The organism is Solimonas flava DSM 18980, from assembly GCF_000426685.1.
Lineage (GTDB): Bacteria > Pseudomonadota > Gammaproteobacteria > Nevskiales > Nevskiaceae > Solimonas > Solimonas flava.
Window position 1 is genome coordinate 1 of sequence record NZ_AUFV01000020.1, and the last position, 12,217, is coordinate 12,217.

Sequence of the window (12,217 nt, forward strand, 5' to 3'; positions counted from 1 at the left end):
CTCAAGGCCACGGTCGCCAAGAAGCTCGCCGAAGACAAGGCTTCCCTCGCCGAAGGCGAGAAAGCCGCCGCCAAACAGGCCGGCGGCGACGCGCTGGTCGCCACCGGCCTGAACTACATCGGCTACGGGCAGTACGACAAAGGCATCGCCCTGATGCAGCAGGGCATCGCCAAGGGCGGCCTGAAGAAGGCGGACGACGCCCGACTGCACCTGGGCTACGCGCAGGTGCTGGCCGGCAAGAATGCCGACGCGCAGGCCACGCTCAAGAGCGTCGGCGGCAGCGACGGCAGCGCTGAGCTCGCCCGGCTGTGGGCGATGCTGAAGACAGCTCGCTGACGGAACGACGGCAAGGGCCGGCAGGTCCGGCCGCGACAGGAAACACGCGACAGAAAACAAAGGGCCGCCGCAGGGCGGCCTTTTTTGTGGGACACGTGACACGAGCTGGAGCGTGATCAGCGTGCTCGCATCTACGACACAAATGCGCTGATCCGCCCGCGGCGTCTCGGTTGCGCGGCTCTTCATTGGCGTGCGTCGACACCCGATCGTACGGCGCATTGATGCGCATTGCGTCGAGTCTGCAGCCGTGCCGGACGGGCGCGGGAAAAACACCCAATTGCGGCTTCTATTCTTGACGGAGTTTGGGAGGCAAGACTAGGCTGAAAATGTTGTTATCAGTGCTCGGCTTCGTAAGCGTGGGTGATCTTGCGAGGCGCAACGACCGAGCCAAAGAAATTGGTTACCGCCATTCACTTGGGAGTGAATAGAATGAATAAGACGTCGACGCGAACGCGTTCGGAGCGGTTCTTCGCGCTGAGCGCCATCGCTGCCACCGTTGCGAGCAGCTTTTCGATGATCGCGCATGCGCAGAGCACGGCTACGCCTCCGCCGGCTCAGACGGATGAAATCGAGACCATCGTGGTCACCGGTTCGAACATCCGTCGTACCGACAAGGAAACCGCCTCGCCGGTCGAAGTCCTCTCGCGTGATGCGATCGAGGCAACCGGCAAGCAGAACATCGGCGAGATCCTGCAGACGCTGACCGCCAACAACCAGGGCTCGATTCCGGGCTCGTTCACGTCGGGCTTCGCCGGCGGTTCGGCGGCGGTCTCGCTGCGTGGCCTCGGCGTCAACTCGACGCTGGTTCTGATCGACGGTCGCCGCGTTGCTCCTTACGGCCTCGCTGACGACGGTCAGCGCAGCTTCGTCGACCTCAACACCATCCCGCTCGAAGCCGTCGAACGCGTCGAAGTGCTGAAGGACGGCGCTTCGGCCATTTACGGTTCGGACGCCATCGCCGGCGTCGTCAACATCATCCTGCGCAAGGATTACGAAGGCGCCTCGATCGGCGGCAATCTCGGCACGTCCTACAAGGACGACGGCGACGTCAAGCGTCTCTACGGCAGCTACGGCATTGGCAATGCGGCGACGGATGGCTACAACGCCTTCATCACCGCCGAGGCTTCGCGCCAGGACCGCATCGCGAACACGGATCGCGACGGCTATCTCGCGACGAACAATCTGCTCGACTACGGCTGGTACGACAATCGTCGTGGTGGTAGCCCTTACGGCTGGGCTGGCGCAACGGGTAGTCTTGTAAACCCGTACGGTGCCGCGCGGCTTGTCGGTGCAACGTCGACGCAGCGCCGCAACGTCACGGCGTGCCCGGAAACCAGTCCGGCTTCCGGCGACGGAGAAGGGTTGGAGCCCGTCTGTCTCTGGGATCCGATCGCCTATTCCAGCATTCAGCCGAAGGTCGATCGTGCCAATATCCTGAGCGGCGGCACGCTGCGTATCACGGACTCGATTCGTGCCACGGCTTCGCTCGGTTATTTCTACTCACAAACGGAAGGTATGACCACGCCTTCGAGCGTGACGCGCGGCGGCACGTACAACGCGAACTCGGGTTCGTACTTCAATCCGTCGGTGTCGATGCGTCTGCCGGCGGGCCATCCGGACAATCCGTTCGGCAACGAAGGGCCGGTACTGCTGAGCTATTCGACGAATGATTTCGGCGGTCGCCGCGAGGAAGTGACCAATGATGCCTATCGTGCCGTGCTCGGTCTTGACGGTGCGTTCTTCGACACCTCGTGGACGTGGAACACGGGCTTCACCTACAGCCGTGTCGAAACCAAGCGCGAGCTCAACGGCTATATCCTCGGCTCGGTGATGCAAGACGCGCTGAACCGTCCGCTGAATCCGTTCCGCATCAACAATCCGTCGCTGAACTCGCAATCGGACTACGACGCGATCTCGCCGACGCTGAACGTCACGGCAAAGAACACGCTGATGGCGTTCGACGGCAGCGTCAACGGCTCGCTGTTCTCGTTGCCGGGTGGCGACGTCATGATGGCAGTCGGCGGCGAATGGCGTAAGGAGAAGTACGACGCGCCGGCTGTCCCGGGTACCGAGACGGGTGACGTCAACGGACTCGGCTACTCGGCGTTTGCGGACGACCGCAAGATCTATGCCGCTTACACCGAAATCGTGGTCCCGGTCGTCAAGATGCTCGAGCTCGACGCGGCGGTCCGTTACGACCACTACGATGAGTACGGCAGCTCGACGAATCCGAAGTTCGGCTTCAAGTTCAAGCCGATCGATCAGGTCGCGCTGCGCGGTACATACGCGGAAGGCTTCCGCGCACCGGGCCCCGCTGAGGGTGGTGATGCAGCGACCTTTGGATACACCGGTATCGCGCTGATCACTGCCGGCAATCCGGATATCAAGCCGGAAACCTCGAAGAGCTATACGCTGGGTCTCGTCGTCGAGCCGATCAAGAACATGAGCGCCACGATCGACTACTACCTGATCAAGCGCGAGAATGAAATCGTCGGGGCTGACCAGGGGTCGGTGCAAGCAGGCGTTCCGCTGCAGGGCGAACCGGGTACCAGTGTGCCGGGTGCACTTCCCAATTCGCTCGTCGTTTACGGCCCCGAGGAATCTGCCGACCCGAACACTGGCCTCGCGAAAGTGACGGCTGTCTATGCGCCGTACATCAACGCCAACAAGACGAAGACTGACGGTCTGGAAGCCAATATCCAGCAGAGCCTGCGTCTGGCCGACATCGGCAAGATCAAGCTCAACGCCGGCTGGACGCATGTGTTCAACTTCGAGCGCGACTTTGGCGGCGGCGATGTGCGTGAGTATGCGGGCACGCACGGTCCGTACGCGCTGAGCTCGGCGAGCGGTACGCCGTCGGATCGGGGCACATTCTCGGTTTCGTTCGAGCGCGCCAACTGGACGGTTACGGCACAGGTAAACTACGTCAGCGGCATGGATCTGATCGATTTCAAGGGGCAGTCACTTAATCAGGAAACGGACGAAAACGGTAATCCGATTCCGGTTTGGTACAACGACTCGACGGGCAACGAGTATTCCCTGCCGAACGGTCCGTCGAAGTTGGCCTGCGATGCCTACACGCCCGACGGCAAGCAGTTCAGCGGTGACTGCCGTCTGCCTTCGTTTACGACCTGGGATCTGTTCGGCAAGATGGATGTGACCAACCACTGGACGATCACCGGCTCGATCCAGAACCTGTTCAACAAGGAAGCGCCGTTCGATCCGTACACCTACGGCGGCACGAACTACAACCCGGCCTTCCACCAGGCCGGTGCGGTCGGTCGCTTCTTCACGGCGGGTCTGAAGTACACGTTCTAAACCGCGGCACGCGGTTGACGTGAATGGCCTGGCCCCGAAAGGGGCCAGGCTTTTTTGTTGGATAATGTTTTCGGCCAGCGCCTTCGCCCCAAAGGATCGCGGTAAAACGCACAACGCATGAACGAACGAAAGACCATCGCGACGTACGATGGGCGCATCCTCCTGGCCTTTGCCATCGTCTACATCGTCTGGGGCTCCACATATCTGGCGATCCGCATCGGCGTGCACGAGGCGCCGCCGATTCTGTTCGCGGGCCTGCGTTTCCTGATCGCGGCGCCGCTGATGCTGGCGTACGCGGCCTGGCGCGGGATGCGCTGGCCGACCTCGCGGCGCGATTGGTGGGTGATCTCGGTGACGTCGCTGATGATGCTGGTCGGGGCGAACGGCATGGTCACCTGGGCCGAGCAGTGGGTGCAGTCGAATCAGGCGGCCTTGATCGTGGCGACCTCGGCGCTGTGGATGGCGGGCTTCGGCACGCTCGGCGCGAGCGGCGAGCCGCTCGGGCGTGCGACGCTGGCCGGACTGGTCGTCGGCTTTCTCGGTGTCGCGGTGCTGGTCGGTGACGGTTTGCGGCTCGAGGCGGCGCCGTGGCCGGCCTATCTGATGCTGATCCTGTCGCCGATCCTCTGGGCCGGCGGCTCGATCTTCGCGCGGCGTTATCCGCTCACTTGCGCGCCACTGATGACGGCGGCGCTGCAGATCCTGATCGCCGGCGTGGTGCAGACCGGCCTCGGTCTCGCGCTCGGCGAAGCCGAAGCGTGGCACTGGACGCCGAACGTCATCGGCGCCGTGCTGTATCTCGCGGTGTTCGGCTCCTGCGTCGCGTTCGGCGCGTACTACTGGCTCGTGCATCAGGTGACGCCGGCCCAACTCGGCACCTACGCGTACGTCAATCCGGCGGTCGCGGTGGTGCTCGGCTGGCTGTTGCTCGGTGAACGGCTGAGCACGATGCAGCTCGGCGGCACGCTGATCATCCTGTTGTCGGTCGTCGCCGTGACGCTGGCGTCGCGGCGACCGCGCAAGGCCTGATCGATGCGGCGCCGCACGCCTCGGAGGCTCGCGGCTGCGCTGATGCTGGCCATGCTGGCCCTGCCGGTGCAGGCGGAGCCGGTGCTGCGCATCGGCAACGGTCCGGAACCGGAATCGCTGGACCCGCAGCGCATGTCCAGCGTCAGCGCGCTGAACATCGCGCGCGATCTGTACGAAGGGCTGACGCGCATCGGCCCGGATGGCCGGGCGCTGCCGGCGGCAGCGCAGGGCTGGCAAGTCGGTGACGGAGGGCGGCGCTACACCTTCCAGCTGCGCCCGGGCCTGCGCTGGTCGAACGGCGAGCCGCTGACGGCGGAGGACTTCGCCGCCGGCCTGCGCCGTCTGGTTGATCCGCGCACCGGCGCGCCGTTCGCGCAGCTGCTGTCGTGCATCGTCAACGCGCAGGCGATCAGCGAGGGCCGCGCGCGTCCCGAACAGCTCGCCGTCTGGGCGCTGGGGCCCTCGCAGGTGCAGATCCTGTTGCGCGCGCCGACGCCTTACCTGCCGAGCCTGCTTGCGCATCCGGCGAGCTTTCCCACCTACCGGCCGGCGCTCGCGCGCTATGGACGCGAGTTCGCGCGGCCGGGCCGGCTGGTCGGCAATGGCGCGTTCCGCCTCGATCAGTGGGTCGTGCAGGGGCAGATCGAGCTGGTCCGCAATCCGCACTACTGGGACGACGACCGCACCGCGCTCGATCGCGTCCGTTATGTGCCGAGCGACGATGTTGCCGCCGAGCTCAAGCGCTATCGTGCCGGTGAGCTCGACGTGAGCTCCGAGATTCCGCTCGTGCAGGCGCCGCAGCTGCGCGCGCGGCTCGGTGACGAGCTGCATGTCGCGACCTATCTCGGCAGCTATTTCTACGGCTTCAACATGGAGCGTGCGCCGCTGGCGGCGCAGCCCGGGCTGCGCCGCGCGCTGGCGATGGTCATCGACCGCGAACTGATCGTCGCCAAGGTCATGAATGGCCTGGCGCGGCCCGCTTACGGCTGGGTGCCGCCCGGCGTTTCGGGTTACGCGCCGCAGTCAGTCGACTGGGCAGCCTGGCCGATGGCGCGCCGCCTCGCAGAGGCGCGCCGCCTCTATGCCGCCGCCGGCTATACGCCGGCGCATCCGTTGCGTGTCGAGCTGCGCTACAACACGCACGATGATCACAAGCGCATCGCGACGGTCGTCGCCGCCATGTGGAAGCAGACGCTCGGCGTCGAGGCGACGCTGATCCACGAGGAGAACAAGGTCTTTCTTGCCAAGCGGCGCCTGCGGCGCGAAACGCAGATCTTCCGTGCCGCCTGGATCGGCGACTACGACGATGCGAGCAGCTTCCTCGACGTACTGGCGGGCGACAACGGCCGCAACGATACCGGCTGGCGCGATCCGCAGTACGACGCGCTGCTGGCGGCCGCGGCCACGGAGGCTGATCCGGCGCGGCGTGCCGGCCTGCTCGCCGAGGCCGAGCGCCGGGCGCTCGACGCACTGCCGGTGATCCCGATCTACTGGTACGTGTCCAAGCATCTGGTGAAGCCGTATGTGCGCGGCTGGCGCGATAATCTGCTCGACTACCACTACGGCAAGGACCTGAGCCTCGCGCCCGGATGATCGCGTTCGCGCTACGACGCCTGCTGTCGGCGGTGCCGACGCTTTTCGTGCTGGTCACGCTGGCGTTCTTCCTGATGCGCGCCGCACCGGGCGGTCCGTTCGACGGCGAGCGCACGCTGCCGCCGCAGATCGAGGCAGCGCTGGCCGCCGAATACCACCTCGACGAGCCGCTATGGCGCCAGTACCTGCGCTATCTCGGCGGTCTGGCGCGCGGCGATCTCGGCCCTTCGTTCCAGTACGAGGGCTATCGCGTCGGCGAGCTGATCGCGGCTGCGCTGCCGGCTTCGCTGAGTCTCGGCGCCGGTGCGCTGCTGCTCGCGCTCGTCGCCGGCGGCGCGATCGGCATCGTCTGCGCGCGACGTCCGGACGGCGCTCTCGATCGCGTGCTCGGCACGCTCGCGCTGCTGGGCGTGTCGGTGCCGAACTATGTGGTCGCGCCGTTGCTGGTGTTGCTGTTCGCGATCGGGCTGGGCTGGCTGCCGGCCGGCGGCTGGCGACCGGGCACGCTCGCCGACATGCTATTGCCGACGGTTGCGCTGGCCTTGCCGCAGATCGCCTACGTCGCGCGCCTGCTGCGCGGCAGCCTGATCGAAGCGCTGGCCGCGCCGTATGTGCGCACTGCGCGCGCCAAGGGCCTGCCGGAACGCACGATCGTGTTCCGTCATGCACTGCGTCCGGCGCTGCTGCCGGTGATCTCGCATCTCGGTCCGGCGGCGGCAGGCCTCATCACCGGCTCGGTCGTCGTCGAGCAGGTCTTCAACATTCCCGGCCTCGGACGCTACTTCGTGCAGGCGGCGCTCAACCGCGACTACACGCTCGTGCTCGGCGTGGTGCTGCTCTACGGCACGCTGATCGTCGCGCTCAACTTCGTCGTCGATCTGCTCTACGGCGCGCTTGATCCGCGCCTGCGGCCGGCATGAACGGCGCGCGCATCCTGCTCGCGGATCGGCGGCTGCTCGCGGCCGCGCTGGCGCTGGCCGTGGTGCTGGTGCTGGTGCTGGTCGGCCCGTGGTTCAGTCCGTACGCCTGCGACGAGATCGACTTTGCCGGCGATTGGTCGGCGCCGCCGTCGGCCAGCGGCGCGCACTGGTTCGGCACCGACAGCCTCGGCCGCGACCTGTTCGTGCGCACGCTCTGCGGCGGCCGCCTGTCGCTGCTCGTCGGCCTGGTCTCGACGCTGGTCTCGCTGGCGGTCGGCGTCGCCTGGGGCGCGCTCGCCGGCTACCGCGGCGGCCGTCTCGATCAGACGATGATGCGCGTCGTCGACGTGCTCTATGCACTGCCGTTCATGTTCTTCGTGATCGTGCTGATGGTGTTGTTCAGTCGCCATCTGCTGCTGATCTTCATCGCCATCGGTGCCGTCAACTGGCTCGACATGGCGCGCGTCGCGCGTGGCCAGACGCTGGCGCTGCGCCAGCGCGAGTTCGTCGCCGCGGCGCGCCTGTCCGGGCTCGACGATTTGCAGATCGTGCGCCGGCACATCGTGCCGAACCTCGCCGGCCTGGTCGTCATCTATGCGGCGCTGACGCTGCCGCAGGTGATCCTGATCGAATCGTTCCTGAGCTTCCTCGGACTCGGCGTGCAGGAACCGGCGACCAGCTGGGGCGCGCTCGTCAACGACGGCGCGCGCGAGATGGAGAGCGCGCCGTGGTCGCTGCTGTTCCCGGCCGGATTTCTGACGACGACCTTGCTGCTGCTCAACGTCATCGCCGAGCGCCTGCGCGCGGCGCTCGAGCGGCCCGGACGCTGAGGCGCTGACGATGCTCGAAGTGCGCGAATTGTGTGTCGCCGACCGGCACGGGCGCCCGATCGTCGAGGCGCTGTCGTTCTCGCTGCCCCCGGCCGGCAGCCTCGCGATCGTCGGCGAATCCGGCTCCGGCAAGACGCAGGCCGCGCTGTCGCTGCTCGGTTTGCAGGACCCGGCCCTGCGCGTCGGCGGCAGCGTGCGCTTCGACGGCGCCGAACTGCTCGGCGCGCCGGCCTCGCGCCTGCGCGCGCTGCGCGGCGCGCGCATCGGCTTTGTTTTCCAGGACCCTTCGACCAGCCTGAATCCGTACCTCAGCGTCGGCCTGCAGATCGCCGAAACGATCGAAGCGCATCGCGGCCTGGCCCGCGCGGCGGCGCTCGCCGAAGCGCGACGCCTGCTCGAAGCCGTACGCATCGGCGATGCGGCGCGACGCCTCGCGCAATATCCGCACGAGCTGTCCGGCGGCATGCGCCAGCGCGTGATGATCGCGATCGCGCTGGCCGGCCGGCCGCAGCTGCTGATCGCCGACGAACCGACCACGGCGCTCGATGTCACCGTGCAGCAGCAGCTGATCGGCCTGCTCGCCGAATTGCGCCAGACGTTCTCGCTGGCGCTGCTGCTGATCACGCACGATCTCGGTCTGGTCGCCGAGCTTTGCGAGCGCACGCTGGTGCTCTATGCCGGGCAGATGATGGAGGAGGGCCAGACCTCAGTCTTGCTGTCTGCGGCCACGCATCCGTATACGCGCGCCCTGCTGCGCGCGCGGCCGCATCTCGATGACGATCCGGACCAGCCGCTGCGCACGATTCCCGGCGCATTGCCGGCGCGCGGCGAAGCCCGGCGCGGCTGCGTGTTCGCGCCGCGTTGCGCGCATGCGCAGGCACTGTGCCGGACCGCGCCGCCGCCGATCACGCGGATGCGCGACGGCCTGCGGCGCTGCCATTTCGGCGTCGAGGAAATCGGCGTTTTCGCCGCGCATCCGCAGTAATCCGGAAATCCCTTGCGCGCGCAAGGTTTTTGCCGATAATCGCGGCAACGGCAGCCACTTCAAGCGGAACACCGCGCGGCGCCGAAACGGTCGACTCGAATCGGCCGGCACTGCCCAAGTGCGAAAAATGGGGGAGAAGCCATGCGACAGCGTTACGCGTTTGCGTCCGCGGTGATGGCCGCGGGCATGGTGTTGCGGGCGGGCACGGCGGAGGCGATCAGCTTCAGCCTGCCCTGGGACGAGGCGACGCAGATCGAAGGCGTGCTGAACACGACGGTGACGGCCGGCGTGGCGGTGCGCATGCAGGAGCGCTCGGACAAGCTGGTCGGCAAGGCCAACAACGATCCGGGCGTCTGCGGACGTATCGACAGCGGCGGCCAGCCACGCATCCACTACCAGTCGTGTCAGGGCCTGTTCCGGCAGCAGACCTTTCCGGCCGAGCGGCTGGCGGCGGCACGCGGTCAGTACTCGATCAATTCCGACGACGGCAACCTCAACTACGATCGCTACGACGTCGTGCAGGCGCCGTTCAAGATCACCCAGGACCTGACGCTCACGCTCGGCGACTGGGGTCTGTTCGCGAAAGGGCTGTACTTCTACGACGCGGTCAACAACGACTTTCGCGAGTACCACCCGAATCGCATCACGGCCGACAACTATCTGGATGTCGGCTTCGTCTCCAAGCCGGGCAGCGAACTGCTGCCGATCCCCTTGCCGCTACCGGTCGCGACGCTGATCGTGCGCAACGATTCGCGCCCGTGTCCGGCGTATCGCAATCCGGACGGCGGGCCCTGCGGCATCGTCTACGGCCCCGGCGGCGTCGTGCGCAACCGGCGCGGCGACGGCGAGACGCTGCGCCAGATCGGCAGCGATCTGCAACTGCTCGACGCCTATGTCTACGGCAGCCTGCCGCTGCCGTTCGATCGGGAACTGACCGTCAAGCTCGGCCGCCAGACGCTGAACTGGGGCGAGTCGACGCTGCTGGTGTTCGACTCGATCAATTCCATCAATCCGGTCAACACCAACAACTTCTTTCGCGTCGGCTATCAGGTCGAGGAAGTTTTCACGCCGGTCGGCATGCTGTTCGCGTCGCTGGAGCCGTTCGAGAACGCGACGCTCGAAGCCTTCTATCAGTACGAATGGCAGCCGCTCGAAGCGCCGGCGCCGGGTTCGTATCTGTCGTTTCTCGACGTCGGCACGAACAACGCGATCCGCAATGCCAGCGTCAGCTTCGGTGGCGCCGCCGAGGATCCGCAGGGCCTGGGCCTGCTGCTCGACAATCCGCTGTCCGGCATCACCAATACCTCGACGACGATCGAGCGGCTCAGCGACCGGCGGCCCGACAACGGCGGCCAGTACGGCGTGGCGCTCAAGTATTTCGCCGAATGGCTCGGCAGCGGCACCGAACTGGGCTTCTATTTCGAGAACTACCACGCGCGCAATCCGTACGTGAGCTTCTACGCCGTCGAGGAGTCGTGCTCCAAGCACACCGCCAGCACCCTGGAATTTCTCGCCGCCTGTTCGGATGTGCCGTTGCTGCATGCGTTGCTTCAGCCGAACGATCCGGAAGGCGCGAGCAGCGATGCCGTTGGCTTCGACAGCGCCAAGCTGCAGGTCGAGTATCCGGAGAACATCAGGATGTTCGGCCTGTCGTTCAACACCACGCTCGGCGACTGGTCGCTGCAGGGCGAGCTCGCGTACCGGCCGAATGCGCCGATGCAGGTCGATCTGGAGGATCTGGCGTTCGCCGCGTTCGGTCCGACGCTGAGCAACTGCCATCTGCCGAACGCCGGCTGCGTCGGCACCGGCAACGGTCTCGGCCTGGTCACCGGCGCCTTGCCGCCGGCGCTGCAGCAGGCGGTCGGCGACCTCGTCAGCCTGCTCGGCCTCGACAGCGTCGACGCGCTCGGCGGCATCGGCATCTACGAGGACCCCAGTGCGTGCTCGCTGATCCTGAGCGCGGATACCTGCATCTATCGCGGCAGCGATTTTGTGCGCGCCGACGGCCGCTCCGGCGGCTTCAACGACACCTACGATCTGCTCGTCGGCCACATGCCGGGTTCGGGCCGCGCGTTCCCGTCGTTCATCATTCCGTACCGCGGCACGACCATCGGTACCAATCCGGGCTCGGACCCGGGCCGGCCGTACCAGCACCGCAACCCGGGCTACATCCGCGGCTGGGAGAAGTTCGACACCTACGAATTCAATCTCGGCGGCACTTACGTGATGGGTGCGACCGACCGCTTCAATGTGTTCGGAGCCGATCAGGTCATCACGCTGCTCGAAGCCGGTGCGACCTGGGTGCCGGGCCTGCCGAGCCTCGATCGCCTGCAACTTGAGGCGCCGGGCACCTACACGCATGCGAGCGCCGGCGCCGACGGCTCCGGCGCGGACGGCTCGCGCCAGGCCTGCTCGACGAACATCGCCTGCAGCGTCGGCCCCGACGGCCTGCGTTTCAATCCGCACCAGCAGAATCGCCGCTACTTCCCGGACAAGCTGTCCTGGGGTTACGTGCTGATCTCGCAGATCAAGTACGAGTCGGTGCTGCCGAACATCTCGCTGATGCCGATGATCGTCTGGAAGCACGACGTGCAGGGCACCGCGCCGGGCCTGGCCGCGAACTTCATCGAAGGCCGCAAGCAGGCCGACGTCAGCGTCGAGGCGCGCTACCAGGCGAGCCTGTCGCTCAATCTCGGCTACACCTGGTTCTTCGGCGGCGGCGAGGCCAACCTCTATCGCGACCGCGACGTCGCGCGCGTGTTCCTGAAGTATCAGTTCTGAGGCGGCGGGCTCAGGCGATCGGCGCGCCGTCCGGCGGCGCACCGCCGTCGGCGTCCGGGCTCAGCAGATGCACGCGCCCGTCCGGCGCCAGCGCGCCGAGCACGAGGAACTGGCTCTTGAAGCCGGCGATGCGCTTTTCGCCGAGATTGATCGCGCCGACCACGCGGCGGCCGATCAGCTGCGCGGCCGGGTAGTGCGTCACCTGCGCGCTGGTCTCGAGTACGCCGACCACCGGGCCGAAGTCGACGCGCAGCCGGTAGGCCGGCTTGCGTGCCTGCGGGAACGGCTCCGCCGCCAGCACCGTGCCGACGCGCAGGTCGACGGCGAGAAAGCCGTCGACGCCGCAGACGTCCTTGCGCGGCAGCTTGTCCGGGGCGTACGGCAGGGCCGCGCCGTCGATCACATGCTGGACCATCGTTGCGCGA

8 protein-coding genes and 1 pseudogene are annotated in these 12,217 nt (G+C 66.7%); 8 read left to right on the forward strand and 1 reads right to left on the reverse strand.

The window, feature by feature from the left end:
- The 8 genes and pseudogenes from K343_RS22725 to K343_RS25090 all read left to right on the forward strand — a co-directional run.
- Positions 1 to 336 (forward strand): annotated as a pseudogene (locus tag K343_RS22725) (tetratricopeptide repeat protein); the annotation flags it as partial.
- Positions 337 to 765: 429 nt separating this feature from the next.
- Positions 766 to 3,654: a TonB-dependent receptor gene (locus tag K343_RS0117355; protein WP_020648893.1), complete on the forward strand. Its 2,889-nt coding sequence runs from the start codon at positions 766 to 768 to the stop codon at positions 3,652 to 3,654.
- A 117-nt stretch (positions 3,655 to 3,771) separates the two neighbouring features.
- On the forward strand, positions 3,772 to 4,683 hold the full coding sequence (locus K343_RS0117360) for an EamA family transporter (protein WP_043113084.1): 912 nt from the start codon (positions 3,772 to 3,774) through the stop codon (positions 4,681 to 4,683).
- Between the two features lie 42 nt (positions 4,684 to 4,725).
- Positions 4,726 to 6,276 (forward strand): peptide ABC transporter substrate-binding protein, encoded by a 1,551-nt coding sequence (locus tag K343_RS0117365; protein WP_043113086.1) that lies wholly within the window; start codon positions 4,726 to 4,728, stop codon positions 6,274 to 6,276.
- The gene (gene oppB, locus K343_RS0117370; protein ID WP_028009148.1) at positions 6,273 to 7,196 is read left to right on the forward strand and encodes an oligopeptide ABC transporter permease OppB; all 924 of its coding nucleotides are present in this window, start codon (positions 6,273 to 6,275) and stop codon (positions 7,194 to 7,196) included. The genes K343_RS0117365 and oppB overlap by 4 nt, the downstream gene beginning before the upstream one ends.
- Complete coding sequence (locus K343_RS0117375) at positions 7,193 to 8,026, forward strand: ABC transporter permease (protein ID WP_028009149.1); 834 nt, start codon at positions 7,193 to 7,195, stop codon at positions 8,024 to 8,026. Before oppB ends, K343_RS0117375 begins: the two co-directional genes overlap by 4 nt.
- A 10-nt stretch (positions 8,027 to 8,036) precedes the next feature.
- Positions 8,037 to 9,011, forward strand: a complete 975-nt coding sequence (locus tag K343_RS22730; protein WP_211226336.1) for an ABC transporter ATP-binding protein — start codon at positions 8,037 to 8,039, stop codon at positions 9,009 to 9,011.
- A gap of 141 nt (positions 9,012 to 9,152) precedes the next feature.
- Positions 9,153 to 11,792 carry a DUF1302 domain-containing protein gene (locus tag K343_RS25090; protein ID WP_028009150.1) on the forward strand — a complete coding sequence of 880 codons (2,640 nt, stop codon included), beginning with the start codon at positions 9,153 to 9,155 and terminating at the stop codon, positions 11,790 to 11,792.
- A gap of 10 nt (positions 11,793 to 11,802) precedes the next feature.
- Here K343_RS25090 and K343_RS0117390 read toward each other — a convergent pair whose 3' ends face one another.
- Positions 11,803 to 12,207, reverse strand: coding sequence for a tRNA-binding protein (locus K343_RS0117390; protein ID WP_028009151.1), 405 nt, complete (start codon positions 12,205 to 12,207; stop codon positions 11,803 to 11,805).
- Positions 12,208 to 12,217: the final 10 nt, after the last annotated feature.